We start from the raw sequence: 24,057 nt of genomic DNA on the forward strand, positions 1-24,057 counted from the left end.
CGCTGGAGGCGCTGGGCGAGGCCAACGACCGCAGCGTCGCCCGCCAGACGCTGGCCGCGCGCGCCGCGGCCGATCCCGCCGACCCGGCGCTGGCCTTCGCGCTCGGCTGGCTGGCCGGCCGCGACGAGGCGCTGCTCGCACGCGCGGCCGCGGCGCTCGCGCCGCTGGACGAGGTCCGGCGCTTCTGGCGATGAGCCCCGAACTCGAGCGCCGCCAGGCCGAGCGCCGGCGCCGCGACTGGCGGCGCAACCGGCGCCTGACCGGCTGGCTGCTGCTGGCCTGGTTCGTCGTGACCTTCGTCGTCGCGTTCTTCGCGCGCGAGCTCGACTTCGGCTTCTTCGGCGCGCCGTTCGGCTTCTGGGTCGCGGCGCAGGGCGCGCCGATCGTCTACCTCGTCATCGTCTGGGTCTACGCCATCGTCATGGACCGCCGCGACGACCAGCGCGGCGACCCGGGCGACGACTGATCAGCCGGCTTCCGAGACCTCCGGCGCCGGCGCCAGCGCCGCTGCGTAGGCCTCGGCCAGCGTCGCGGTGATGTTGGCCGCGCCGATCTCGGCCTCGAAGCCGGCGCGCCGGATCAGCGAGCGCGGCTGCTCGTTGACGGCGGCCAGCACCAGGCGCACGCCGCGGCGCTCCAGCTCGCGGTGCAGCTGCGACAGCGCGTCCAGCCCCGAGGTGTCCATCGAGATCAGCCGGTGCATCTCCAGCACCAGCGCCCGCGTGCCCGGCGGCTGCGCCGTCAGCGTCTCGATCTTGCCGACGGCGCCGAAGAACAGCGAGCCGAAGACCTCGACGACACGCACACCCTCCGGCGCGCCGGCGTCGGCCACCGGCTCGGCGCGGAACAGCGTGCTCATGCGGTAGATGAAGAACACGCAGGCCAGGATCAGCCCGACCTCGACGGCCACCGTCAGGTCGAAGATCACCGTCAGCGCGAAGGTGCCGACGAGGATCGTGCGGTACTGGACGCTGAACTGGCGCAGGCGCACGAACTCGCGCCACTCGCCCATGTTCCAGGCGACGAAGGCCAGGATGCCGGCCAGCGCCGCCAGCGGCACGTGCAGCGCCAGCGGCGCGGCCAGCAGCACCACGGCCAGCACCGTCAGCGCGTGCACGATGCCGGCCACCGGCGTCTGCCCGCCGGCGCGCACGTTGGTCACGGTGCGCGCGATCGTGCCGGTGGCCGGGATGCCGCCGAACAGCGGCGTGACGAAGTTCGCCACGCCCTGCGCCATCAGCTCCTGGTTGGGGTCGTGGCGCGGGATCGGCGCCATGTTGTCGGCCACGCGGGCGCACAGCAGCGACTCGATCGAGCCGAGCAGCGCGATCGTCACCGTCGGGATCAGCAGCTGCTTGACGGTGGTCCAGCTGAACTCGGGCAGCTCGAAGCCGGGCAGCGACTGCGGGATGCCGCCGAAGCGGCTGCCGATGGTCTCCACCGGCAGGTCCAGCAGCACCGTGGCGACAGTGGCCGCGACCAGCGCGACGATCGTGCCCGGCAGGTGCGCCGACAGCCGCCGCAGCCGCGCCAGCAGCCCGCTCGGCGCGGTCGGCATCTTGTAGGACTTGGGCCAGAGCACGACGATCGCCAGGCTCGCCGCGGCCAGCGCCAGCGCCGCCGGGTTCAGCGTGTGGGCGTGGCGCGCCAGCACCGCGATCTGCGAGAAGAAGTCCGACGGCAGCTTGGGCGTGTCCAGGCCGAGGAAGTCCTTCACCTGCGACAGCCCGATCAGCACCGCGATGCCGTTGGTGAAGCCGATGACGATCGGCACCGGCACGTAGCGCACCAGCGCGCCGAGCTTGAACAGCCCCATCACGAACATCAGCACGCCGGCCAGCGAGGTGGCGATCAGCAGGTTGGCCAGGCCGTAGCGCTCGACGATGCCGTAGACGATGACGATGAAGGCGCCGGCCGGGCCGCCGATCTGCACGTGCGAGCCGCCGAGCGCGGCGATCAGGAAGCCGGCGATGATCGCCGTGAACAGGCCTTGTTCGGGCTTGACGCCGGAGGCGATCGCGAAGGCCATCGCCAGCGGCAGCGCGACGATGCCGACGGTGATGCCGGCGCCGAGGTCGGCGGAGAAGCGGCGGCGGTCGTAGCCCGTCAGGGCGTCGAGCAGGCGCGGGCGGAAGCGGTGCAGGCGGGAAGGGGACATGCGGACTCCGGGAAGCGTGGGACGGGAAGGGCTCCCGGTCCCGGAGGGCCGCCATGGTGCATGCGTGCGATGAAGCGGCGGCGGCGCGACGGCAGCGCGACCGGCGAATCGGCGGGCGTGGCGTCGGCAGGCTGCATGACCGACATCATGCCACCGCCCCTGCGCCATCCCGGGCATCATGCTTGCCGGTTGAGCGTGGTTGAGGTGCAATTTCCGCACTTCGCGCCGACGCGAGAACGTCGGGCACCTCGACCCGGCGCCGCGAAGAGGGGGTGAGCGTGGCCTGTCGAGTGATGCTGGTCGACGACAGCGAGGCCGATCTGCTGTTCACGCGGATCGTGCTCGAGCGTGCCGGGCAAGGGTTCGACGTCCTCTCCTTCGAGGAGGCGCGTGCGGCGCTGGACTATCTGCGTTCGGACGCGCCGCGGGTCGAGCTGATCCTGCTGGACATCAACATGCCCGGCATGAACGGCTTCGAGTTCCTCGACGCCTACGAGGCGCTGCCGGCGGTGCAGCGCAACGGCTCGGCGATCGTGATGCTCAGCTCGTCGGCCGACCCGTCCGACCGCGAGCGTGCCGCGGCCTACCGCTGTGTCGCCGGCTACGTCACCAAGCCGCTGGACCCGGCCGCCGCGGCGCGTCTGCGCCAGCAGGCGTCGGCTTGAACACGATGCCCGGCGGCGGCAGGCTGCTGGCCGTGTTCGCGCTGCTGGCCGGGTGGCTGTCCGCCGCGGCGGCCGCCGGGCCGGTCACCACGCCGGCGCAGCAGGACTGGCTGAAGGCGCAGGGCACGCTGCGCGCCGCACCCGAGCATGACTACGGCCCCTTCGTCTATGTCGACGACGACGGCCAGGTGGCCGGCCTGTCGGTGGACCTGCTGGCGCTGGTGCAGCGCCGCACCGGTCTCGAACTGCGCTGGCTGCCGGCCCGGCCGCTGGGCGAGCAGCTCGAGCGCGTGAAGCGGCGCGAGGCCGACCTGCTGACCTCGCTGCGCCCGAGCCCCGAACGCGCCGCCTTCCTGCTGTTCACCCGGCCTTACGTCAAGGTGCCGGCGATCCTGGTCGTGCGCGACGACCGGCCGGGCAGCACGCTGGCGGCGCTCGAAGGGCGGCCGGTGGCCGTCGGCGCCGGCTACGGCGTCGAGCCGGTGGTCAGGGCGGCCTACCCGCGGGTGCGCTGGCTGCCGGTCAGCGACGACCTGCAGGCGCTGCGCGCGGTGGCCGAGCGGCGCGCCGATGCCGCCGTCGTCGACGCCGCGAGCGCGGCCTTCGTGATGCGCCGCCACGCGCTGGGCGGGCTGGCCAGCGCCGGCGAGGTGGGCTTCGAGTACGAGCTGAGCTTCGCGGTGCGCGCCGACTGGCCCGAGCTGCGCACGATCCTCGACGCCGGCATCGCCGCCGTGCCCGAGGCCGAGCGTGCCGCCGTGCTGCGGCGCTGGCTGGGGCCGCTGCAGCCCGGACAGATGGCCGGGCGAGCGCCGGTGGCCACGCGCCTGGGCATGCTGCTGGTGCTGTTCGCGGTGCTGGCCGGCCTGCTGGTCTACGCCCGCCGGGTGCGCGTGAAGCCGGTGCCGCCGCGGCCGCGTGGCGGGCGCCGCATCCCGTGAACGATCCCGGCGCGCACCGCTGGCGTCTGGCGGCCTGGCTGGTGCTGGCCTATGCGGTCGCGGCGCTGATCTCGATGCTGATCGCGCGCCAGCCGGGCTCGATCGCCTCGATCTGGTTCGCCAACGCGATCGGCGTCGCGGCGCTGGCCAACCGGCCGCGGGCCGACTGGCCGCTGCTGCTGGCCGCCGCCGGCATCGCCAACCTCGGCGCCAACCTGCTGCAGGGCGACACGCTGCTGCTGGCGGCGAGCTTCGTGCCGCCCAACCTGCTGGAGATCGTGCTCGGCGCCTGGGGGCTGCAGCGTGCGCGCCTGCCCGAGCGCGGCCTGCGCTCGGCCCCGGCGCTGGCGACGCTGCTGGTCGTCGGCGGGCTGCTGCCACAGGCCGTCAGCGCCACGCTGGGCACGGCACTGCTCGCGCCGCAGGGGCTGGACGCGATCGAGGGCGTCTGGCTGCGCTGGTACGAGGGCGGGGTCATCGGCGCGATGTCGGTGCTGCCGCTGGCCTTCCTGGTCTGCCGCGACGGCGCGGCCTCGCTGGTCGCCGGCCGTGACGACGCCTGGTTCGTCGTGCTGCTGCCGCTGGCCGTCGGCGTCTCGCTGCTGGCGCTGGCGCAACTGCCGTCCCCGTTCATCTACCTGACGCTGCCGCTGCTGCTGGGCGTGTTCGTGCTGTCCTACCCGGCGCTGCTGGCGCTGACGCTGGCGGTGTCGCTGACGGTCGCGCTGGCGCTGGGCACCGGCGTCTTCGTGCCGCCGCCGCGGCTGGCGGCCTGGCAGACGATCTACGTCTACCTCGCCTACGCCGCGGCGCTGGTGCCGCCGCAGCTGCTGGCCGCGGCCCAGGCCGACCTGCGCGACGCCCGGCAGCGGCTGGAGGCGCGCTCGCAGCAGCTGCGCCGTGCCAACGACGGACTGGAGCAGTTCGTGCGGATTGCCTCGCACGACCTGCGCGAGCCGCTGAACACCGTCGTGCAGTTCGGCAGCCTGCTCGAGCAGGACGAGGCCCAGCACCTGAGCGAGCCCGGCCGGCGCTACCTGGGGCTGATGCTGCAGTCGACGCGGCGCATGCGAACCCTGCTCGACGACGTGCTGCAGTACGTGCGCATGCAGCGCGGCGAGCCGCCGGCGACGCAGGCCGTCGCGCTCGGCCCGCTGCTCGACGAGGTGCTGCTGGCGCTGGCGGCCAGCGTGCGCGAACGCGGCGCCGACGTGCACGTCGCGCCGCTGCCGGCGGTGCGCGGCAACCCGGCGCTGCTGTCGCTGCTGTTCCAGAACCTGCTGTCCAACGCGCTGAAGTTCGTGCCGCCCGAACGCACGCCGCAGGTGCGCGTCAGCGCCGGGCTGGAGGGCGGCCTGGCCTGGATCAGCGTCGCCGACAACGGCATCGGCATCGCGCCGGCCGACCAGGACAAGCTGTTCCAGCCCTTTCGCCGCCTGAATCTGCGCCGCCACTACGACGGCACCGGCCTGGGCCTGGCGCTGGCACGCCAGATCGCCGAGGCCCACGGCGGCACGATCGAGCTCGAGTCCGAGCCCGGCCGCGGCGCCTGCTTCAGCGTGCGCCTGCCGCTGGCCTGATCAGCGGATGCGCATGCCCGGCTGGGCGCCGGGCCAGGGTTCGAGCACGAAGACGCCGGGCTGGGCCTTCTCGTCGGCGTGGCTGGCGGCCAGCACCATGCCTTCGCTGACGCCGAACTTCATCTTGCGCGGCGCCAGGTTGGCGACGACCACCGTCAGCTTGCCGGCCAGCTGCTCGGGCGCGTAGGCCGCGGCGATGCCGCTGAAGACGTTGCGCGTGCGGCCTTCGCCGACGTCCAGCGTCAGGCGCAGCAGCTTGCTGCTGCCCTCCACCGCATCGGCGGCGACGATGCGCGCGACACGCAGGTCGACCTTGACGAAGTCGTCGATGCCGATCTCGGCGGCCAGCGGCTCGCCGCCGGGCACCGGCGCGGCCGGCGCCGGCGGCGGCTCGAACAGCGCCTCGAGCTTCTTCGGGTCGACCCGCTGCAGAAGGTGGCTGAAGGCGCCGATCGTGTGCGCGCCCAGCGCGCGGGCGGCGTCGTCCCAGGCCAGCGGCGCGATGCCGAGGAAGGCCTCGACGCGCGCGGCGGTGGCCGGCAGCACTGGCTTCAGGTACAGCGTCAGCAGGCGGAAAGCCTCGATGCAGACCGTGCAGACGTCGTGCAGCCGCGCCTCGGCGCCTTGCTGCTTGGCCAGCTCCCAGGGCTTGTTCTGGTCGACGTACTCGTTGACGCGGTCGGCCAGCAGCATCACCTCGCGCAGCGCCTTGCCGTACTCGCGCGTCTCGTAGTGCTCGAGCACGACGCCGGCGTGGGCGCGCAGGCCGTCGAGCAGCGCCCGGCCCTCGACGCCGACGTCGGCCGTCAGGCGGCCGCCGAAACGCTTGGCCAGGAAGCCGGCGGCGCGGCTGGCGATGTTGACGTACTTGCCGACCAGGTCGGCGTTGACGCGGGCGACGAAGTCCTCGGGGTTGAAGTCCAGGTCCTCGACACGCGCGTTGAGCTTGGCGGCGATGTAGTAGCGCAGCCACTCGGCGTCCAGGCCCAGCTCCAGGTAGCGCAGCGGGCTGATGCCGGTGCCGCGGCTCTTGCTCATCTTCTCGCCGCTGACCGTCAGGTGGCCGTGCACGTAGACGCGGTCGGGCGTCTTGCGGCCGCTGAACTTCAGCATCGCCGGCCAGAACAGCGTGTGGAAGGTGACGATGTCCTTGCCGATGAAGTGCACCTGCTCCAGCTCGGGCTGGGCGAGGTAGGCGTCGAAGGCGGCGGCGGCGTCGCCCGGCACGTTCTTCACGAACCAGTTCTTCAGCGACGCCAGATAACCCACCGGGGCGTCCAGCCAGACGTAGAAGTACTTGCCCGGCGCGCCGGGGATCTCGATGCCGAAGTAGGGCGCGTCGCGGCTGATGTCCCAGTCGCCCAGGCTGACCTGGCCGGCCTCGTCGCGCGTGAACCACTCGCGCACCTTGTTCGCGACCTCGGGCTGCAGGCGGCCGTCCTGGGTCCAGCTCTCCAGGTACTCGACGCAGCGCGGGTCCGACAGCTTGAAGAAGAAGTGCTCGCTGGTGCGCAGCACCGGCGTCGCGCCGGACAGCGCCGAGTACGGGTTCTTCAGGTCGGTCGGCGCGTAGACGGCGCCGCAGACCTCGCAGTTGTCGCCGTACTGGTCCTTCGCGCCGCACTTCGGGCATTCGCCCTTGATGAAGCGGTCGGGCAGGAACATGCCCTTGTCCGGGTCGAAGAACTGCTCGATCGTGCGCACCTCGATCAGGTCGTTGGCCTTCAGCGCGAGGTAGATCGACTGCGCGAGTTCGTGGTTCTCCGGACCGTCGGTCGAGTGCCAGTTGTCGAACTGGATGTGAAAGCCGTCGAGGTACTGCTTGCGGCCGGCAGCGATGTCGGCGACGAACTGCTGCGGCGTCTTCCCGGCCTTCTCGGCGGCGATCATGATCGGCGCGCCATGGGCGTCGTCGGCGCAGACGAAACGCACCTCGGCGCCGCGCATGCGCTGCAGCCGCACCCAGATGTCGGCCTGGATGTACTCCATCACGTGGCCGATGTGGAACGGGCCGTTGGCGTAGGGCAGCGCGGTGGTGACGAAGAGCTTGCGGGTCATCGGGAGCGGGCGTGCCGGCGAGCGCACGCGTGGGCGGGCAAAGGCGGGAATTCTACGGACCGGCGCCTGCCGCCGGCCCGCCGCTTGCCCGCGCCGGCCGCGCGGGTGCGCCGCGGGCGCTAGACTGCCGCGCCTTTGTCCCCCAGCCCTCCCGCCTGCCCTCCGCCATGGCCACCGTCACCGAAGCCGCGCTGCTCGAAGCGCTGAAGACCGTCGTCGACCCGAACACCGGCCGCGACCTGGTCTCGACGAAACAGATCCGCAACCTGCGCATCGCCGGCGGCGAGGTCGCCTTCGACGCCGAGCTCGGCTACCCGGCGAAGAGCCAGGTCGCGGCGCTGGCCGCGGCGCTGGAGGCGGCGGCGCGCAGCGTGCCGGGCGTCGAACGCGCCCAGGCGGCGGTGTCGACGAAGATCGTCGCCCACGCCGTGCAGCGCGGCGTGCCGCTGCTGCCGGGCGTGAAGAACGTCATCGCGGTGGCCTCGGGCAAGGGCGGCGTCGGCAAGAGCACGACGAGCGTCAACCTGGCGCTGGCGCTGGCCGCCGAAGGCGCCTCGGTCGGCATCCTCGACGCCGACATCTACGGCCCCAGCCAGCCGACGATGCTGGGTGTGGCCGACGGCCAGCCGGCCAGCGTCGACGGCAAGACCATGGACCCGCTGGTCGGCCACGGCATCCAGGTGATGTCGATCGGCTTCCTCGTCGACCCCGACCAGGCGATGATCTGGCGCGGCCCGATGGCCACCCAGGCGCTGGAGCAGCTGCTGCGCCAGACCAACTGGAAGGACCTGGACTACCTCGTCGTCGACATGCCCCCGGGCACCGGCGACATCGCGCTGACGCTGGCGCAGCGTGTGCCGGTCACCGGCGCGGTGATCGTCACGACGCCGCAGGACATCGCGCTGCTCGACGCCAAGAAGGGCCTGACGATGTTCGAGAAGGTCGGCGTGCCGATCCTGGGCATCGTCGAGAACATGGCCGTCTACTGCTGCCCGAACTGCGGCCATACCGAACACATCTTCGGTGCCGAGGGCGGCAAGCGCATGGCGGCGCAGTACGGCGTCGACTACCTCGGCGCGCTGCCGCTGGCGATGTCGATCCGCGAGCAGGCCGACGGCGGCCGCCCGACGGTCGTCGCCGAACCCGACGGTGAACTGGCCGGCCTGTACAAGCAGATGGCGCGCCACGTCGCGGTGCGTGTGGCGCAGAAGGCCAAGGACTTCTCGGCCAAGTTCCCGACGATCACGGTGTCCCAGAACACCTGATCCGTCCCGGCCCGCCCCGGCCGGTTTCCCAGGGGCGCGTCGTCCACCGCCCGGCCTGTCGAAGGCCGGCCCGTCCCGCGCGGCCCGAGGCGCGCGCCTTGCTTCCTCCGTTCCCCGATGTCGACCGACTCCCTGAACGCCGGCCGCGGCTGGCTGGACAAGCAGCGCACCGTCGCGCCCCCGGGCTTCAACCGCTGGCTGGTGCCTCCGGCGGCGCTGGCCATCCATCTGTGCATCGGCATGGCCTACGGCTTCTCGGTCTTCTGGCTGCCGCTGTCCAAGGCGATCGGCATCACGAAGCCGCTGGCCTGCGGGCCCGAGGTCGGCTTCTGGCAGGAACTGTTCGTCAGCCACTGCGACTGGAAGATCAGCACGCTGGGCTGGATGTACACGCTGTTCTTCGTGCTGCTGGGCAGCTCGGCGGCGCTGTGGGGCGGCTGGCTGGAGCGTGTCGGTCCGCGCAAGGCGGGTGTCGTCAGCGCGCTGTGCTGGTGCGGCGGCATGCTGCTGTCGGCGGCCGGCGTGCACTGGCACCAGTTCTGGCTGATGCTGCTCGGCTCGGGCGTCATCGGCGGCATCGGTCTGGGGCTGGGCTACATCTCGCCGGTCAGCACGCTGATCAAGTGGTTCCCCGACCGCCGCGGCATGGCCACCGGCATGGCGATCATGGGCTTCGGCGGCGGCGCGATGATCGGCTCGCCGCTGGCCGCCGAGCTGATGAAGGCTTTCGCCACGCCGAGCGACGTCGGCGTCGCCGCGACCTTCGTCGTCATGGCCGCGATCTACTTCGTCTTCATGATGGGCGGCGCACTGGCCTACCGCATCCCGGCGGCCGACTGGGCGCCGGCCGGATGGCAGCCGCCGCCGAAGGCCGAGCCGGGCACGGCGGCGATGGTCACGCACGGCCACGTGCACGCCCGCCGCGTCTGGCGCATCCCGCAGTTCTGGCTGGTGTGGATGGTGCTGTGCATGAACGTCTCGGCCGGCATCGGCGTCATCGGCATGGCCAGCCCGATGCTGCAGGAGGTGTTCGGCGGCCGCCTGGTCGGCGTCGATGCTCGCTTCGGCGATCTGGACACGGCGCAGCTGGCGGCGATCGCCGGCGTCGCCGCCGGCTTCACCGCGCTGCTGTCGCTGTTCAACATCGGCGGGCGCTTCTTCTGGGCGAGCCTCTCGGACCGCATCGGCCGCAAGGCGACCTACGTCGTGTTCTTCGTGCTCGGCGCGGTGCTCTACCTCAGCGTGCCGTACAGTGCCGGCGCCGGCAGCCTGCTGCTCTTCGTCGCCGCGTTCTGCGTCATCCTCAGCATGTACGGCGGCGGCTTCGCCACCGTGCCGGCCTACCTCGCCGACCTGTTCGGCACGCAGATGGTCGGCGCCATCCACGGCCGGCTGCTGACCGCCTGGGCCACCGCCGGCATCCTCGGGCCGGTGGTCGTCAACTACATGCGCGACTGGCAGCTGGCGCAGGGCTTGCCGCGCGAGCAGGTCTACAACCAGACGATGGTCATCCTGGCCGGCATGCTGCTCGTCGGCCTGGTCTGCAACCTGCTGGTGCGGCCGGTGAACCCGAAACACTTCATGTCCGAGGCCGAACTGGCTGCCGAGCGCCGCCAGGCCCATGACCGTGCCCAGGCCGCCGAGACCGGCGCCGGCACGATGAGCTTCCACCGCAGCTCCACGCTGCTGGTCGCGCTGGCCTGGGCGGCCGTGGGTTTGCCGCTGGCCTGGGGCGTGTACCGTACGGCGCTGAGCGTCGCGCGTTTCTTCCACTGAGCGCGGGCGCCGTTCGATGAACCTGCTGGACGCCTACCGCTACCTCGTCGCGCTGGAGCAGCACCGCCACTTCGGCCGTGCCGCGGCGGCCTGCCACATCACGCAGCCGGCGCTGTCGAACGCGCTGCGCACGCTGGAACAGCACTTCGAGGTCGCGATCGTGCGCCGCGGCCGGCAGTACGAAGGCCTGACGCCCGAAGGCGAACGGGTGCTCGCCACCGCGCACCGGCTGCTGCACGAGCAGGAGCTGCTGCAGCAGGACCTGCGCGCCGGCGCCGGCCGGGCGCAGGGGCGGCTGGTGATCGGCGCCGTGCCGACGGCGCTGCCGGTGGCCGCGCGGCTGGCCGCACGCCTGGTCGAGCGCCATCCGGGCGTGCAGCCGCAGATCCGCTCGCTGGCCTCGCAGGAGATCGAGCTCGGCCTGGAGACGCTGGCCATCGACCTCGGCCTGGGTTATGTCGAACGTGCGCCGTCGCGGCTGGAGACGGTGCCGCAGTACGTCGAGCGTTATTACCTGCTGCAGCGCGCCGCGGTGCCCGGCGACGCGCTGAGCTTCGGCCCGGCAATGCCCTGGGCTGAGGCGGCGGCACAGCCGCTGGCGCTGCTGTCGCCGGAGATGCACAACCGCGCCATCCTCGACGGCGTGTTCCGCGAGCTGGGCTGCACGCCGCAGCCGGCGATCGAGACCAACTCGGTGCTCGCGCTGCTGGTCGCGGTGCAGGCCGGCGGTGTCGCCGCGGTGCTGCCCGGCGCGCTGGTCAGCACGCTGACGGCGCACCGCGAGCTCGAGGCGCGGCCGCTGGTCGCGCCCGAGGTGCTGACGCCGATCGGGCTGATGCTGGCCGTCGGCGCACGCCGCTCGCGCGCGCTGGACGCGGCGCTGGAGCTGGCGCGTGACCTCGTCTGGCTGGAGCACGTGCGCGGCCACAGCGGCACGCTGGAAGCCGCTGCGCGGCTGCGCCGGGTCGTGGGCTGAACGCCGCCGGCGTGCGTCGCCGGGCTCAGGACATTCCCTAGGCCGTGTTCGGCACGCGGTCGGCGCGTGTCGCGCTTCTCCCTCGTGAGCCGAGGCCCGCGCCCGCCGGCGATTCGACCTGCGAATCGCGCGGTTCGTGTTTCCCATTGGACGCCGCGGCAGCTTGCGCCAGATCATGGTGCATGACCCAGGACATTGTTGCCTCCACGATCGCGCGCCACCAGGGTCGGGAAGGCCCGCTGCTGCCGATCCTGCACGAGCTCCAGCACACGCTCGGCTACATCCCGCGCGAGGCGCTGCCGCGGATCGCCCAGGCGCTGAACCTCTCGCGCGCCGAGGTCCACGGCGTCGTCAGCTACTACCACCACTTCCGCACCGAGAAGCCGACGGCGCCGGTGCTGCAGGTCTGCCGCGCCGAGTCCTGCCAGGCGATGGGCGCCGACCGGCTCTGGGACCACGCCCAGGCGCACGGCGGCTGCCAGGTCGAGGCGGTCTACTGCCTGGGCCTGTGCGCCTCGTCGCCGGCGGCGATGCTGGGCGAGGAGCCGCTGGGCCGCCTGACGCCCGAGAAGCTCGACGAGGTGCTGGGTTGAACCGCCGCCTCTACATCCCCGAAGACAGCGGCGCGCTGGCCGTCGGTGCCGACGCCGTCGCGCGTGCCGCCGAGGCCGCCGGCGCCGAGGTCTGGCGCACCAGCTCGCGCGGCCTGTTCTGGCTGGAGCCGCTGGTCGAGGTCGACAGCGCCGAAGGCCGCATCGGCTACGGCCCCTGCACGCCGGCCGACGTCGCGGCCATCGTCGCCGGCACGCCCGACCATCCGAAGGCGCTGGGGCCGATGGACGCGCTGCCCTATCTGCAGCGCCAGCAGCGCCTGACCTTCGCACGCGCCGGGCTGACGCGGCCACTGTCGATCGCCGACTACGAGGCCCACGGCGGCGGCGCCGGCTTGCGTGCGGCGCGCGCGATGGCGCCCGAGGCGATCATCCAGGCCATCGTCGACAGCGGCCTGCGCGGCCGCGGCGGCGCCGCCTTCCCGGCCGGCATCAAGTGGCGCACCGTCGCCCAGGCGGCGGGCGAGCTGAAGTACGTCGTCTGCAACGGCGACGAAGGCGACTCGGGCACCTACGCCGACCGCATGCTGCTCGAAGGCGACCCCTTCCTGCTGATCGAAGGCATGGCGATCGCGGCACGCGCCGTCGGCGCCTCGCGCGGCTACGTCTACGTGCGCTCGGAGTACCCGCGTTCGGTCGAGATCTTCGGCCGCGCGATCGAGGTCGCACGCGCTGCCGGCTGGCTGGACGGCTTCGACATGGAAGTGCGCATGGGCGCCGGCAGCTACGTCTGCGGCGAAGAGACGGCGATGCTGGAGAGCCTCGAAGGCCGGCGCGGCGTCGTGCGCGCCAAGCCGCCGCTGCCGGCGATCGCCGGGCTCTTCGGCCGACCGACGGTCATCAACAACCTGCTGACGCTGGCCGCGGTGCCGACCATCCTCGCCGAAGGCCCGGCCTACTACCGCGACTTCGGCGTCGGCCGCTCGACCGGCACGATGCCCTTCCAGCTCGCCGGCAACCTGCGTTTCCCCGGCCTCGTCGAACGCGCCTTCGGCGTCACGCTGCGCGAGCTGCTGTTCGACTTCGGCGGCGGCACCGCCAGCGGCCGGCCGGTCAAGGCGGTGCAGGTCGGCGGCCCGCTGGGCAGCTACGTGCCCGAGGAACACTGGGACGTGCCGCTGGACTACGAGGCTTATGCCGTCGTCGGTGCGGTGCTGGGCCACGGCGGCCTCGTCGTGCACGACGACACGGCCGACATGGCGCGCCTGGCGCGCTACGCGATGGCCTTCTGCGCCCAGGAGAGCTGCGGCAAGTGCACGCCCTGCCGCATCGGCTCGACGCGCGGCGTCGAGGTCATCGACAAGCTGCTCGCCGGCGACGACCGCCAGGAATCGCTGCTGCGCGACCTGTGCGACACGATGAAACACGCCAGCCTGTGCGCGATGGGCAGCATGACGCCGCTGCCCGTGCTGTCGGCCCTGAACCACTACCCGGAGGATTTCCGGCGATGAACACGATCGAGACACCCGACCGCGGCACCCCGGCGCGCGACAGCGCCACCACCGTCACGCTGACGATCGACGGCCGCGCCGTCAGCGTGCCCGCGGGCACGTCGGTGATGCGCGCCGCTTCCGAAGCCGGCATCGAGATCCCGCGCCTGTGCGCCACCGAAGGGCTTGAAGCCTTCGGCTCGTGCCGGCTGTGCATCTGCGAGATCGACGGCCGCCGCGGCTACCCGTCCTCGTGCACGACGCCGGCCGAGGCCGGCATGAACGTGCGCACCCAGACGCCGAAGCTCGCCGAGCTGCGCCGCGGCGTCATGGAGCTCTACATCAGCGACCACCCGCTGGACTGCCTGACCTGCGCCGCCAACGGCGACTGCGAGCTGCAGACCCAGGCCGGTCTCGTCGGCCTGCGCCAGGTGCGCTACGGCTGGGACGGCGCCAACCACCTGAAGGCGGCCCAGGACGAGTCCAACCCGTACTTCGCCTACGACCCGAGCAAGTGCATCGTCTGCAACCGCTGCGTGCGCGCCTGCGAGGAAGTGCAGGGCAGCTTCGCGCTGACGATCTCCGGCCGCGGTTTCGCCTCGCGCGTGGCCGCCGGCATGGACGAGCCTTTCCTCGAAAGCGAATGCGTCAGCTGCGGCGCCTGCGTGCAGGCCTGCCCGACCGCGACGCTGCAGGAGAAGAGCGTCATCGAGATGGGCCTGCCCGAGCACGCGGTGGTGACGACCTGCGCCTACTGCGGCGTCGGCTGCGGCTTCAAGGCCGAGATGCAGGGCAAGCGCGTCGTGCGCATGACGCCGTGGAAGGACGGCCGCGCCAACGAGGGCCACGCCTGCGTCAAGGGCCGTTTCGCCTGGGGCTACGCGACGCACCAGGACCGCGTCACCAAGCCGATGATCCGCGCGAAGATCACCGACCCCTGGCGCGAGGTCAGCTGGGACGAGGCCATCGCCTACGCCGCCAGCGAGTTCCGCCGCCTGCAGGCCGAACACGGCCGCGGCGCGGTCGGCGGCATCACCTCGTCGCGCTGCACCAACGAGGAGGCCTACCTTGTGCAGAAGCTGGTGCGCGCGGCCTTCGGCAACAACAACGTCGACACCTGCGCACGTGTCTGCCACTCGCCCACCGGCTACGGTTTGGGCCAGACCTTCGGCACCTCGGCCGGCACGCAGACCTTCAAGTCGGTCGCGCACGCCGACGTCGTGCTCGTCATCGGCGCCAACCCGAGCGACGCCCACCCGGTCTTCGCCTCGCGGCTCAAGCGCCGGCTGCGCCAGGGCGCGAAGCTGATCGTCATCGACCCGCGGCGCATCGACCTCGTCGCCTCGCCGCACGTCAAGGCCGAACACCACCTGCAGCTCAAGCCCGGTACCAACGTCGCCGTGCTCGACGCGCTGGCGCACGTCATCGTCACCGAGGGCCTGGTCGACGAAGCCTTCGTCGCCGAACGCTGCGATGCGCGCAGCTTCGGCCAGTGGCGCGACTTCGTCGCCCGGCCGGAGAACTCGCCCGAGGTGCTGGAAGCCGTCAGCGGCGTGCCGGCAACCGCGGTGCGCAGCGCCGCGCGGCTGTACGCGACGCGCGGTCTCAACGCCGCGATCTACTACGGCCTCGGTGTCACCGAACACGCGCAGGGCTCGACCGCGGTGATGGCGATCGCCAACCTGGCGATGGCCACCGGCAACGTCGGCCGCGAAGGTGTCGGCGTCAACCCGCTGCGCGGCCAGAACAACGTGCAGGGCTCCTGCGACATGGGCAGCTTCCCGCACGAGCTGCCGGGCTACCGCCACATCAGCGACAGCACGGTGCGCGCCGAGTTCGACGCCGCCTGGGGCGTGACGCTGGACCCGGAGCCGGGGCTGCGCATCCCGAACATGTTCGACGCCGCGCTCGGCGGCAGCTTCAAGGGCCTGTACGTGCAGGGCGAGGACATCGTGCAGTCCGACCCCAACACCCAGCACGTCGGCGCCGCGCTCGAGGCGCTGGAGTGCCTGGTCGTGCAGGACATCTTCCTCAACGAGACGGCCAAGTACGCCCACGTCTTCCTGCCGGGCGCGAGCTTTCTCGAGAAGGACGGCACCTTCACCAACGCCGAACGCCGCATCAGCCGCGTGCGCCGCGTGATGCCGCCGCTGGCGGGTCTGGCCGACTGGGAGGTGACGGTGCGCCTGGCCAAGGCGCTGGGCTACCCGATGGACTACGCCCACCCCGAGGCGGTGATGCAGGAGATCGCGGCGCTGACGCCGAGTTTTGCCGGCGTCAGCTACGAGAAGATCGAGCGCCTGGGCAGCGTGCAGTGGCCGTGCAACGAGCGCACCGAAGAAGCCGGTACCTCGGTGATGCACGTCGGCGGCTTCGTGCGCGGCAAGGGGCGTTTCGTCATCACCGCCTACCAGCCGAGCGACGAACGCGCCAACCGGCGCTTCCCGCTGCTGCTGACCACCGGGCGCGTGCTCAGCCAGTACAACGTCGGCGCGCAGACGCGGCGCACCGCCAACACCGCCTGGCACGGCGAGGACCGGCTGGAGCTGCACCCCAGCGACGCCGAGCTTCGGGGTGTCGTCGACGGCGACTGGGTCGGCATCACCAGCCGCGCCGGCGAGACCGTGCTGCGCGCGCGCGTCACCGAGCGGGTCGCGCCGGGTGTCGTCTACACGACCTTCCACTTCCCGGAGTCGGGCGCCAACGTCATCACCACCGACAGCTCCGACTGGGCGACCAACTGCCCCGAGTACAAGGTGACGGCGGTCGAGGTGACCAAGGTGACGCAGCCCAGCGAGTGGCAGCGCCGCTACCGCAGCTTCAACGAGGCCCAGCTGCGCGCCCACGCCGAGCGCGAGACCGCCGCCGCGGCGGCCAAGTGAGGGCAGGGGAGACGACGATGAACAGCGAACAGATCGTCCAGATGGCCAACCGCATCGCCGCGTTCTTCGCGGCGATGCCCGAGCACGCCGAGGCGGTGGACGGCGTCGCCGGCCACCTCCGCAAGTTCTGGGAGCCGCGCCTGCGCGAGCAGCTCGGCGCGCTGATCGCCGGCGGCGACACGGCGGCGCTGCACCCGCTGGTGCTGGAAGCCTGGGAGCGGGTCGCGGTGCGCGCCTGAGCGCGTCAGCGCCGCATCGCGCGGAACTGGGCCCAGGCGACCAGCGCGATCAGCGGCAGCGACAGCTCGATCGTCTCTTCCAGCGAGCCGATCAGCAGCCCCGTTTCGGGGGCGAACACGATGCCCCAGTCCTCGGCCAGCAGGTTCTCCATGCGGTCGATGACCTTGGTGATGAACATCGTCACGGCAAAGATCACGACGCTGCTGGCCACCGGGTCGCGCCGGCGCCAGTGGTGCAGCAGCGGCCCGGCCTGGCGCAGCAGCAGCGTCAGCACCGCGGCCGCCACCAAGGCCACCGCGATGAACGCGAGCAGACGTTGCTGCCACGGTGCGTCACCCAGGTAGTAGCTGACCTTCAGCACGCTCTTGCCGGTGAGCGCCTTGTGCCAGTCCATCTCGCGCGCCCCGAAGGCCGCGAACAGCACCCCGAGCGCGGCGCGGGTCGCGGGCTCGATGCGCCGCGTCAGCAGGAAGATCAGGCTGCAGACGAAATACAGCGCTGCATTCGTGCCTTCGATCGGCCCGTTCTCGGCGATCAGCCAGCGCAGCGTCTCGGGGGCTCAGGAGCAGCCAGAACAGGGTCGCCGCGACGGCAGTGACGGCCGGCCACCAGACGGCCGACCAGCGGCCGCCGCGGGGCGATTCCTCAAACATTGTTTCGTGACTTGACGGTGAAACCCCTCATTTTAGGGGCGGCCCGGTCAGGCCTGCCGGCTGTCAGCCGGCCGCCAGCCGGAAGCGTCCGGCGACGTCGACGAGCTTGGCGGCCTGCTGGCGCAGGCTGTCGGTGGCGGCGGCGTTCTCCTCGACCAGCGCCGAGTTCTCCTGCGTCGCGCGGTCGAGGTCGGCGACGGCGTCGTTGACCTGACCGATGCCCTGGGTCTGCTCGGCGCTGGCGGCGCTGATCTGGGCCATCAGCCGGGCGACGTTCTGGACCTCGGCGACGACCTCGTGCATCGCCGCGCCGGCATCGCCGACCAGGCGCACACCCGAGTCGACGGTCTCGACGCTGGCGCCGATCAGGCTCTTGATCTCGCGTGCCGCGGTGGTGCAGCGCTGGGCCAGGCTGCGCACCTCGCTGGCGACGACCGCGAAGCCGCGGCCCTGCGCGCCGGCGCGTGCCGCCTCGACTGCGGCGTTGAGCGCCAGGATGTTGGTCTGGAAGGCGATGCCGTCGATGACGCCGATGATCTCGGCGATGCGGCGTGAGCTGGTGCTCACGTCTTCCATCGTGCGCACGGCGCGTTCGATGGCCTCGCCACCGCGGCCGGCGGTGCTGCCGGCGGTGGCCGCGGCCTCGTTGGCCTGGCGCGCGGTGGCGGCGTTCTGGGCCACGGTGCCGGCCAGCTGCTCCATCGACGCGGCGGTCTGCTGCAGGCTGCTGGCCTGCGATTCGGTGCGCCGGCTGAGGTCGGCGGTGCCGCCGGCGATCTGGGTGGAGCCGGCGGCGATGCTCTCGCAGCCTTCGCGCACGTGGCCCACCAGCCCGGCGAGGTTGTCGTTCATGCGCTGCAGCGCGGCCAGCAGCTGGCCGGCCTCGTCGTGGCGCGTGACGGCGATGCGTCCGCTCAGGTCGCCGGCGGCCACCGTTTCGGCGAAGGCCACCGCCTCGTGCAGCGGCCGCACGATCGAGCGCCCGACAAGCAGCGCGACAGCGCCGCCGAGCAGCGCCCCCAGCGCCGCCAGCCCGAGCATCACCCAGCCGTCGCGTGCGGTCTGGCTGCGCACCGCCTGGGCGGCGGCGATCATCTGGTCGCGTTCGTGGGCGACGAGTGCATCCAGGGCTTCGTAGTAGCGCGCCTGCAGCGCCGCCAGTTCACCGTGCATCAGCGCCCGCGCTTCGCCGGATCGGCCGGCGCTGTCGAGCTCGCCGACCTGGTTGAGCGTGCGGATGTAAGGCTCGCGCGCGGTTTTCAGCGCCGTCAGCAGCGTGCGGCCGTCGCCCGCCACCGTGGCGTCCAGTGCCGCCAGCGTCTTGGCGTTCTGCTGGGCCATGCCGGCCAGCCGCTCGAGCTCGGTGCGTGCGGCGGCGGGGTCGCTCTGCAGCATCGCGTCGCGCAGGGCCTGGGCGCCGCGCAGCGCGTTGTTCTTCAGCACGCTCACGTGGTCAACGGTGACCATGCGCGCGTCGACGATGCCGCTCAGCGCCTCGTTGGCGCGTTCCAGCTCGTGGCGCGCGAACAGCGCCATCGCGACGGCCAGCACCCCCACCAGCACGAAGCCCGCCGCGAGCCGGGTCCCGATCGACCAGTTCCGGATCCAGTTCATTTCTTGTTCTTCCCTTCGCCTGTCAGCAGGCGTCTGTCCGCCTATCGGTTGCTGGATATCCGAAATGAGCAAAACAATGAAATCAACCCTGAGGCGGATCAAAGACACGAGGGTTTACCCTCGGTCGTGTGTTCCCGTTCGCTTCTTGGTCGGCCCCGGGCTCGACACCGGCGGGGGCTCTGCTGCGCGTGCCGCCGGCGCCCCGGGGCTCGCGATCGCGTACGCTCGCGGCGATGAACACCCCGCTGCAACTGCTGCTGAGCCGCCATTCGCTGGGCGCCAAGCACCTCGTGGAGCCCGGCCCCGACGACGCCGCGCTCGACCGGATGACCCAGGCCGCGCTGCACGCGCCGGACCACGGCGAGCTCGTGCCCTACCGCTTCGCCGTCGTGCGCGGGGCGGCGCGCGAGCGCCTCGGCGAGGCCTTCGCCGCCGCGGCGCGGCGCGCCGGCAAGGACGAGGCCGGTGTCGCGATGGATGCCGAACGTGCGGCACGCCCGCCGGTCACCGTCGTCGTGCTGGCGCGTCTGGATCTCGGCCACCCCCAGGTGCCGGCGCACGAGCAGTGGATCGCCGTCGGCGGCGCGATCACCAACTTCCTGAACGCGGCGCATGCGCTGGGCTTCGGCGGCAAGATGCTGTCGGGCGCCAAGGTGCGCGACGCCGGGCTGCAGGCCGCGTTCTGCGGCCCCGGCGAGACGCTGGTCGGCTGGATCGCGCTGGGCACGCCGGCGCGTGCGCCGTCCACGCGCGCGGCCAAGGCCGAGCCGCGCCAGGTCTGGGGGACATGGCCGTGAGTGCGCCGGTCGACCTGCGCTCCGACACCGTCACCCGCCCGACCGCGGCGATGCGTGCCGCGATGGCCGCCGCGGAGGTCGGCGACGACCAGTACGGCGAGGACCCGACGACCAACACGCTGCAGCGCCGCTGCGCCGAGCTGCTGGGCCAGGAAGCGGCGATCTGGCTGCCCTCGGGCACGATGGCCAACCAGGTTGCGCTGCGCGTGCTGACGCGGCCCGGCGACGAGGTCGTCGCGGCGCGCGAATGCCACGCCGCCTGGCACGAGGCCGGCGGTTCGGCGGCCAATGCCGGCGTGCAGATCGTCGAGGTCGGTTCGGGCGGCGTCTTCGACGTCGACGACCTGGACGCGGCGATCAAGCCCAGCGGCCTGCCGGTGTTCCCGCCGACGACGCTGCTGCAGATCGAGAACACGCACAACCGCGCCGGCGGCGTCGTCGTGCCGCAGGCCGTCGTCGAGCGGGTCTGCGCGCGTGCCCGCGAGCGCGGCCTGAAGACCTACCTCGACGGAGCCAGGCTGTGGAACGCCGCCGTCGCCAGCGGCCGGCCCGAGGCCGAGCTGGCGGCGCCGTTCGACCTCGTCGGCGTCTCGTTCTCGAAGGGCCTGGGCGCGCCGGGCGGCTCTCTGCTGGCCGGGCCGCGGGCGCTGATCGCCGCTGCCGACCGTCACCGCCGCATGCTCGGCGGCGCGATGCGCCAGAACGGCATCTTCGCCGCCGCCGCGCTGCACGCGCTGGACCGGCACCGCGAGCGCCTGGCCGAGGATCACCACCACGCGCGGCGGCTGGGCGAGGCGCTGGCCGGCTGCCCGGGTGTCGACCTGGACCTGGCGACGGTGCAGACGAACATCGTCGTCTTCCGCCTGGCGCCGGGCATGCCCGATGCGGCGACGCTGGTCGCGCAGGCGCGCGAGCGGGGCGTGCTGATCGTCGCCTTCGGCCCGCGCACGCTGCGGGCGGTGACGCACCTGGACGTCACGGCCGCCCAGGTCGAACGCGCGGCGGCGGTGCTGCGGGAGCTGCTCGGCGGCTGAGCCGCGCTCAGGTGGCGGGGTGGGCGAGGTCGCGCACGATGGTCGGGCCGACGCGGCTCTCGATGCGCGCGACCAGGCCCTTGCACCCGCCGGCCATCGCCAGCAGTTCCATGACGACGAACATCGGGCCGACGAGCAGGCCGATCAGGTCGTCGGCAAAGGCCGGCTTGCGGCCTTCGTAGTAGTGGCCGAGGAACTGGATCGTCCAGCCGACGAAGAAGCCGCCGGCGCCCAGGCCCAGCCAGGCCAGCGTGCCGGCCTCGGCCAGCGGCTGGGCCAGCATCAGCAGCGCGGCGATGGCCGCCGAGACGGCCAGCCCGAGCACGAACTCGCCGCGGGTCAGATACCACAGCGCCACCGGCGCGAACAGCAGCCAGGCCGGTGACAGCGCGTAGCCGGCGATCTGGAAACCCGGCCGGCCGAGCAGCACGCCGATCGAGAAGACGATCAGCGGCACGCCGACGACGTGCGTCGCGATGTTGCGTTCGTCGCGGTGGTAGCGGGCATACTGGGCCAGCAGGTCGATCGCGGGGCGGAACGGGCTGGACATCGGGCAGCGTCTCCTTCGCGGGCCATGTTAGCCCCCGGATCGGCAAAGCTGCCACCCGGCTTGAGTTGACCCGCGTGCCGGTGGCGGCATTTCACGCACAATCGCGCGTTTTCGACGCGGCCGGGCCGACCCGAGGACTGAAGTGAGCATCAAGAGCGACAAGTGGATCCGCCGCATGGCCGAGCAGCACGGCATGATCGAGCCGTTCGAGCCCGGCCAGGTGCGGCAGTCGGCCGACGGCCAGCGCATCGTCAGCTACGGCACCAGCAGCTACGGCTACGACATCCGCTGCGCGCCCGAGTTCAAGGTCTTCACCAACGTGCACAGCACGGTCGTCGACCCGAAGAACTTCGACCAGAAGAGCTTCGTCGACATCGAGGCCGACGTCTGCATCATCCCGCCGAACAGCTTCGCGCTGGCGCGCACCGTCGAGTACTTCCGCATCCCGCGCAACGTGCTGACGATCTGCCTGGGCAAGAGCACCTACGCACGCTGCGGCATCATCGTCAACGTGACGCCGTTCGAGCCCGAGTGGGAAGGCTACGTGACGCTGGAGTTCAGCAACACGACGCCGCTGCCGGCCAAGATCTACGCCGGCGAGGGCTGCGCCCAGGTGCTGTTCTTCGAGAGCGACGAGGTCTGCGAGACCAGCTACCGCGACCGCGGCGGCAAGTACCAGGGGCAGGTCGGCGTGACGCTGCCCAAGACCTGATTCAGGCCAGCGCCGGCAGCCAGTCGCAACGCAGCCGGCCGCTGTCGTGCAGGCGAGCGCGCAGCCGCACGTAGATCGACGGCGCGAAGAACGCCGGCACGCACAGCGCGACCATCCAGGTCCAGTGCAGCAGCAGCGCCGGCGCGACACCCATCCAGCCCAGCACCCACAGCGTCAGCATCATGTCCCAGGCGTGGTACTCGAGCGGCGCTTCGCGGCGGTGCTCGAGCTGCCAGCGCTTGATGCGGGACATCTGGCTCACGTTCATCGGGGGCTCCGGGCGGTCGTTGGCTTGACTCAGGGTAAACCCCAGTCTATCCGATCGCCCTGAGCCGGATCAGCCCGGGAAGGGCCGAACGGCGTTGCAAATGCAACGATCGGCCGGTTTCAGCCGTCCCGGCTCAGCGCGGTGCCGTGCCCGGCAGCAGGATGTCCGGGCCGACGTCGGCGATGCGCTTGCGGCCGCAGAAGGCCATCGTCAGGTCCAGTTCCTTGTGGATGATCTCCAGCGCCTTGGTGACGCCGGCTTCGCCCATCGCGCCCAGGCCGTAGAGGAAAGCGCGGCCGATGTAGGTGCCGCGTGCGCCCAGCGCGACGGCCTTCAGCACGTCCTGGCCGGAGCGGATGCCGCCGTCCATGTGGACCTCGATGCGCGAGCCGACCTCGGCGGTGATCGCCGGCAGCGCACGGATGCTGGACTCGGCGCCGTCGAGCTGGCGGCCGCCGTGGTTGCTGACGACGAGCGCGTCGGCGCCGGACTCGACGGCCAGCCGCGCGTCCTCGACGTCCTGGATGCCCTTCAGGATCAGCTTGCCGCCCCAGCGCTTCTTGATCCACTCGACGTCGTTCCAGTTCAGCCGCGGGTCGAACTGCTGCGCCGTCCAGGCGCCCAGGCTGCTCATGTCGGCGACGCCGCGCACGTGGCCGACGATGTTGCCGAAGCCGCGCCGCTTTGTGCCCAGCATGCCCAGGCACCAGCGCGGCTTGGTCGCCAGGTTCAGCAGGTTGGGCAGCGTCAGCTTGGGTGGCGCCGACAGGCCGTTCTTCAGGTCCTTGTGGCGCTGGCCGAGGATCTGCAGGTCCAGCGTCAGCACCAGCGCGCCGCAGCCGGCGGCCTTGGCGCGGTCGATCAGGCGCTCGATGAAGTCGCGGTCGCGCATCACGTAGAGCTGGAACCAGAACGGCGCCTTCGTGTGCGCGGCGACGTCCTCGATCGAGCAGATGCTCATCGTCGACAGCGTGAACGGGATGCCGAAACGTTCGGCGGCGCGCGCGGCGAGGATCTCGCCGTCGGCGTGCTGCATGCCGGTCAGGCCGGTCGGCGCGATCGCCACCGGCATCGCCACCGGCACGCCGACCATCGTCGACGCGGTGCTGCGGCCTTCCATGTCGACGGCGACACGCTGACGCAGCTTGATCGCCTGGAAGTCGTGTTCGTTGGCGCGGTAGGTGCTCTCGGTCCAGGAACCGGAGTCGGCGTAGTCGTAGAACATGCGCGGCACGCGTTTCTTCGCGAGCACACGCAGGTCTTCGATGTGGGTGATGACGGGCATCGGCGGTCTCCTCGAGGCCGATGCTAACGACGCACGCGCCGAGACGGCGTGTGCGGCCCGGCGGGCGCCGGGCGCAGACTCAGGCGGCGCAGGCGCCGGCGGCCGCGACGGGCCGCGGCGGCGGCGGGGCGTCCAGCGCGTCGGCCGGCAGGTAGCCCATCGAGACCATGCACTGCGCCAGGTTGGCGTCCATCGAGCGCGAATGCGCCGGGAACCACTCGACCAGTTCGTCGGCGAGCTGACGCACGAGGGCGACGTCGCCGTCGTCGCGCAGCCGGTCCTGCACCTCGTGCATGGCCTTCAGCACCTGGGCGTGCTGGTAGGAGTGGCAGTTCTGCGGGGCGAAGCCCATGCCGAGCATCCAGTGCTCTTCCTGGGCGAAGTGGGCTTCGGTGTGTTCGACCACTGCGTCCAGCGCCGCGTCGAGCGAGCCGTCGTCCGCGTCGAGGGCGGATTCCAGCGTGCCCAGCAGGTCGACGAACTCGTGGTGCGTCGTGTCCATCTGCGGCTGCTGCAGCGCCAGTGATTCGGACCAGGCGAGGGTGGACATGTGGCGACGCTT

Annotated in this window: 22 protein-coding genes and 1 pseudogene; 15 read left to right on the forward strand and 8 right to left on the reverse strand. The window is 72.0% G+C overall.

Annotated elements, in window-relative coordinates; all coding sequences use genetic code 11:
- A pseudogene (locus RBXJA2T_RS20470) lies at positions 1 to 194 on the forward strand (CYTH and CHAD domain-containing protein); the annotation flags it as partial.
- Positions 191 to 466, forward strand: coding sequence for a sodium/substrate symporter small subunit (locus tag RBXJA2T_RS17145; protein ID WP_009858690.1), 276 nt, complete (start codon positions 191 to 193; stop codon positions 464 to 466). The pseudogene RBXJA2T_RS20470 and the gene RBXJA2T_RS17145, both read left to right, overlap by 4 nt.
- On the opposite strand, the gene RBXJA2T_RS17150 is transcribed toward RBXJA2T_RS17145, so the two are convergent.
- Entirely contained in the window at positions 467 to 2,158 is a 1,692-nt protein-coding gene (locus RBXJA2T_RS17150) for a SulP family inorganic anion transporter (RefSeq protein WP_009858691.1), read from the reverse strand.
- 293 nt (positions 2,159 to 2,451) lie between these two features.
- Between RBXJA2T_RS17150 and RBXJA2T_RS17155 the strand changes: the two genes are divergently transcribed.
- The 3 genes from RBXJA2T_RS17155 to RBXJA2T_RS17165 are packed head-to-tail and all read left to right on the forward strand — an operon-like array spanning position 2,452 to position 5,344.
- On the forward strand, positions 2,452 to 2,823 hold the full coding sequence (locus tag RBXJA2T_RS17155) for a response regulator (protein ID WP_009858692.1): 372 nt from the start codon (positions 2,452 to 2,454) through the stop codon (positions 2,821 to 2,823).
- A gap of 5 nt (positions 2,824 to 2,828) precedes the next feature.
- The gene (locus RBXJA2T_RS17160; RefSeq protein WP_138938921.1) at positions 2,829 to 3,764 is read left to right on the forward strand and encodes a transporter substrate-binding domain-containing protein; all 936 of its coding nucleotides are present in this window, start codon (positions 2,829 to 2,831) and stop codon (positions 3,762 to 3,764) included.
- Positions 3,761 to 5,344 (forward strand): sensor histidine kinase, encoded by a 1,584-nt coding sequence (locus RBXJA2T_RS17165; protein ID WP_009858694.1) that lies wholly within the window; start codon positions 3,761 to 3,763, stop codon positions 5,342 to 5,344. The genes RBXJA2T_RS17160 and RBXJA2T_RS17165 overlap by 4 nt, the downstream gene beginning before the upstream one ends.
- Here the strand turns inward: RBXJA2T_RS17165 and metG are convergent, their stop codons facing one another.
- The gene (gene metG / locus RBXJA2T_RS17170) at positions 5,345 to 7,402 is read right to left on the reverse strand and encodes a methionine--tRNA ligase (RefSeq protein WP_029718712.1); all 2,058 of its coding nucleotides are present in this window, start codon (positions 7,400 to 7,402) and stop codon (positions 5,345 to 5,347) included.
- Positions 7,403 to 7,569: 167 nt separating this feature from the next.
- Here metG and apbC point away from each other — a divergent pair, with 167 nt between their 5' ends.
- The 7 genes from apbC (at position 7,570) to RBXJA2T_RS17205 (ending at position 16,581) form a co-directional block, all read left to right on the forward strand.
- Entirely contained in the window at positions 7,570 to 8,667 is a 1,098-nt protein-coding gene (gene apbC, locus RBXJA2T_RS17175) for an iron-sulfur cluster carrier protein ApbC (RefSeq protein WP_009858696.1), read from the forward strand.
- 117 nt (positions 8,668 to 8,784) lie between these two features.
- Positions 8,785 to 10,443 carry an OFA family MFS transporter gene (locus RBXJA2T_RS17180; RefSeq protein WP_009858697.1) on the forward strand — a complete coding sequence of 553 codons (1,659 nt, stop codon included), beginning with the start codon at positions 8,785 to 8,787 and terminating at the stop codon, positions 10,441 to 10,443.
- A 16-nt stretch (positions 10,444 to 10,459) separates the two neighbouring features.
- On the forward strand, positions 10,460 to 11,419 hold the full coding sequence (locus RBXJA2T_RS17185; protein WP_009858698.1) for a LysR family transcriptional regulator: 960 nt from the start codon (positions 10,460 to 10,462) through the stop codon (positions 11,417 to 11,419).
- Positions 11,420 to 11,601: 182 nt separating this feature from the next.
- Entirely contained in the window at positions 11,602 to 12,012 is a 411-nt protein-coding gene (locus tag RBXJA2T_RS17190) for an NAD(P)H-dependent oxidoreductase subunit E (protein ID WP_009858699.1), read from the forward strand.
- Positions 12,009 to 13,481 carry an NADH-ubiquinone oxidoreductase-F iron-sulfur binding region domain-containing protein gene (locus tag RBXJA2T_RS17195; protein WP_009858700.1) on the forward strand — a complete coding sequence of 491 codons (1,473 nt, stop codon included), beginning with the start codon at positions 12,009 to 12,011 and terminating at the stop codon, positions 13,479 to 13,481. Before RBXJA2T_RS17190 ends, RBXJA2T_RS17195 begins: the two co-directional genes overlap by 4 nt.
- A complete protein-coding gene (fdhF, locus tag RBXJA2T_RS17200; protein WP_009858701.1) occupies positions 13,478 to 16,342 on the forward strand; it encodes a formate dehydrogenase subunit alpha in 2,865 nt (954 codons plus the stop codon). The genes RBXJA2T_RS17195 and fdhF overlap by 4 nt, the downstream gene beginning before the upstream one ends.
- Before the next feature lie 17 nt (positions 16,343 to 16,359).
- The gene (locus RBXJA2T_RS17205; protein WP_009858702.1) at positions 16,360 to 16,581 is read left to right on the forward strand and encodes a formate dehydrogenase subunit delta; all 222 of its coding nucleotides are present in this window, start codon (positions 16,360 to 16,362) and stop codon (positions 16,579 to 16,581) included.
- A gap of 5 nt (positions 16,582 to 16,586) precedes the next feature.
- On the opposite strand, the gene RBXJA2T_RS17210 is transcribed toward RBXJA2T_RS17205, so the two are convergent.
- Both RBXJA2T_RS17210 and RBXJA2T_RS17215 read right to left on the reverse strand, forming a co-directional pair.
- Positions 16,587 to 16,976: a hypothetical protein gene (locus RBXJA2T_RS17210; RefSeq protein ID WP_138938920.1), complete on the reverse strand. Its 390-nt coding sequence runs from the start codon at positions 16,974 to 16,976 to the stop codon at positions 16,587 to 16,589.
- A gap of 322 nt (positions 16,977 to 17,298) precedes the next feature.
- Positions 17,299 to 18,849 (reverse strand): methyl-accepting chemotaxis protein, encoded by a 1,551-nt coding sequence (locus RBXJA2T_RS17215; RefSeq protein WP_009858704.1) that lies wholly within the window; start codon positions 18,847 to 18,849, stop codon positions 17,299 to 17,301.
- 233 nt (positions 18,850 to 19,082) lie between these two features.
- Here RBXJA2T_RS17215 and RBXJA2T_RS17220 point away from each other — a divergent pair, with 233 nt between their 5' ends.
- Both RBXJA2T_RS17220 and RBXJA2T_RS17225 read left to right on the forward strand, forming a co-directional pair.
- Entirely contained in the window at positions 19,083 to 19,646 is a 564-nt protein-coding gene (locus RBXJA2T_RS17220) for a nitroreductase family protein (protein WP_009858705.1), read from the forward strand.
- On the forward strand, positions 19,637 to 20,680 hold the full coding sequence (locus RBXJA2T_RS17225; RefSeq protein WP_009858706.1) for a threonine aldolase family protein: 1,044 nt from the start codon (positions 19,637 to 19,639) through the stop codon (positions 20,678 to 20,680). Before RBXJA2T_RS17220 ends, RBXJA2T_RS17225 begins: the two co-directional genes overlap by 10 nt.
- A 7-nt stretch (positions 20,681 to 20,687) precedes the next feature.
- Here the strand turns inward: RBXJA2T_RS17225 and RBXJA2T_RS17230 are convergent, their stop codons facing one another.
- Complete coding sequence (locus RBXJA2T_RS17230; protein WP_009858707.1) at positions 20,688 to 21,230, reverse strand: Mpo1 family 2-hydroxy fatty acid dioxygenase; 543 nt, start codon at positions 21,228 to 21,230, stop codon at positions 20,688 to 20,690.
- A gap of 142 nt (positions 21,231 to 21,372) precedes the next feature.
- On the opposite strand from RBXJA2T_RS17230, the gene dcd reads away from it, so the two are divergent.
- Complete coding sequence (gene dcd, locus RBXJA2T_RS17235) at positions 21,373 to 21,942, forward strand: dCTP deaminase (protein WP_009858708.1); 570 nt, start codon at positions 21,373 to 21,375, stop codon at positions 21,940 to 21,942.
- Between the two features lies 1 nt (position 21,943).
- Here the strand turns inward: dcd and RBXJA2T_RS17240 are convergent, their stop codons facing one another.
- From RBXJA2T_RS17240 to RBXJA2T_RS17250, 3 genes are all read right to left on the reverse strand, one after another.
- Positions 21,944 to 22,210 carry a hypothetical protein gene (locus RBXJA2T_RS17240; protein ID WP_009858709.1) on the reverse strand — a complete coding sequence of 89 codons (267 nt, stop codon included), beginning with the start codon at positions 22,208 to 22,210 and terminating at the stop codon, positions 21,944 to 21,946.
- A gap of 133 nt (positions 22,211 to 22,343) precedes the next feature.
- On the reverse strand, positions 22,344 to 23,495 hold the full coding sequence (locus tag RBXJA2T_RS17245) for an alpha-hydroxy acid oxidase (RefSeq protein WP_009858710.1): 1,152 nt from the start codon (positions 23,493 to 23,495) through the stop codon (positions 22,344 to 22,346).
- A 79-nt stretch (positions 23,496 to 23,574) separates the two neighbouring features.
- Complete coding sequence (locus RBXJA2T_RS17250) at positions 23,575 to 24,045, reverse strand: hemerythrin domain-containing protein (RefSeq protein WP_009858711.1); 471 nt, start codon at positions 24,043 to 24,045, stop codon at positions 23,575 to 23,577.
- Positions 24,046 to 24,057: the final 12 nt, after the last annotated feature.

Source organism: Rubrivivax benzoatilyticus JA2 = ATCC BAA-35 (assembly GCF_000190375.1).
Taxonomy (GTDB): domain Bacteria; phylum Pseudomonadota; class Gammaproteobacteria; order Burkholderiales; family Burkholderiaceae_C; genus Rubrivivax; species Rubrivivax benzoatilyticus.

Excerpts from the sequence above, each read along its gene's own strand:
- RBXJA2T_RS17210 (WP_138938920.1), bottom strand. The coding sequence starts at position 16,976 with ATGGACTGGCACAAGGCGCTCACCGGCAAGAGCGTGCTGAAGGTCAGC.
- RBXJA2T_RS17230 (WP_009858707.1), bottom strand. The coding sequence starts at position 21,230 with ATGTCCAGCCCGTTCCGCCCCGCGATCGACCTGCTGGCCCAGTATGCC.
- RBXJA2T_RS17155 (WP_009858692.1), top strand. The coding sequence starts at position 2,452 with ATGCTGGTCGACGACAGCGAGGCCGATCTGCTGTTCACGCGGATCGTG.
- RBXJA2T_RS17145 (WP_009858690.1), top strand. The coding sequence starts at position 191 with ATGAGCCCCGAACTCGAGCGCCGCCAGGCCGAGCGCCGGCGCCGCGAC.
- RBXJA2T_RS17245 (WP_009858710.1), bottom strand. The coding sequence starts at position 23,495 with ATGCCCGTCATCACCCACATCGAAGACCTGCGTGTGCTCGCGAAGAAA.
- RBXJA2T_RS17225 (WP_009858706.1), top strand. The coding sequence starts at position 19,637 with ATGGCCGTGAGTGCGCCGGTCGACCTGCGCTCCGACACCGTCACCCGC.
- RBXJA2T_RS17180 (WP_009858697.1), top strand. The coding sequence starts at position 8,785 with ATGTCGACCGACTCCCTGAACGCCGGCCGCGGCTGGCTGGACAAGCAG.
- RBXJA2T_RS17185 (WP_009858698.1), top strand. The coding sequence starts at position 10,460 with ATGAACCTGCTGGACGCCTACCGCTACCTCGTCGCGCTGGAGCAGCAC.
- RBXJA2T_RS17220 (WP_009858705.1), top strand. The coding sequence starts at position 19,083 with ATGAACACCCCGCTGCAACTGCTGCTGAGCCGCCATTCGCTGGGCGCC.
- RBXJA2T_RS17240 (WP_009858709.1), bottom strand. The coding sequence starts at position 22,210 with ATGAACGTGAGCCAGATGTCCCGCATCAAGCGCTGGCAGCTCGAGCAC.
- RBXJA2T_RS17215 (WP_009858704.1), bottom strand. The coding sequence starts at position 18,849 with ATGAACTGGATCCGGAACTGGTCGATCGGGACCCGGCTCGCGGCGGGC.
- metG (WP_029718712.1), bottom strand. The coding sequence starts at position 7,402 with ATGACCCGCAAGCTCTTCGTCACCACCGCGCTGCCCTACGCCAACGGC.
- apbC (WP_009858696.1), top strand. The coding sequence starts at position 7,570 with ATGGCCACCGTCACCGAAGCCGCGCTGCTCGAAGCGCTGAAGACCGTC.
- RBXJA2T_RS17190 (WP_009858699.1), top strand. The coding sequence starts at position 11,602 with ATGACCCAGGACATTGTTGCCTCCACGATCGCGCGCCACCAGGGTCGG.
- RBXJA2T_RS17250 (WP_009858711.1), bottom strand. The coding sequence starts at position 24,045 with ATGTCCACCCTCGCCTGGTCCGAATCACTGGCGCTGCAGCAGCCGCAG.
- RBXJA2T_RS17205 (WP_009858702.1), top strand. The coding sequence starts at position 16,360 with ATGAACAGCGAACAGATCGTCCAGATGGCCAACCGCATCGCCGCGTTC.
- fdhF (WP_009858701.1), top strand. The coding sequence starts at position 13,478 with ATGAACACGATCGAGACACCCGACCGCGGCACCCCGGCGCGCGACAGC.
- RBXJA2T_RS17150 (WP_009858691.1), bottom strand. The coding sequence starts at position 2,158 with ATGTCCCCTTCCCGCCTGCACCGCTTCCGCCCGCGCCTGCTCGACGCC.
- RBXJA2T_RS17160 (WP_138938921.1), top strand. The coding sequence starts at position 2,829 with ATGCCCGGCGGCGGCAGGCTGCTGGCCGTGTTCGCGCTGCTGGCCGGG.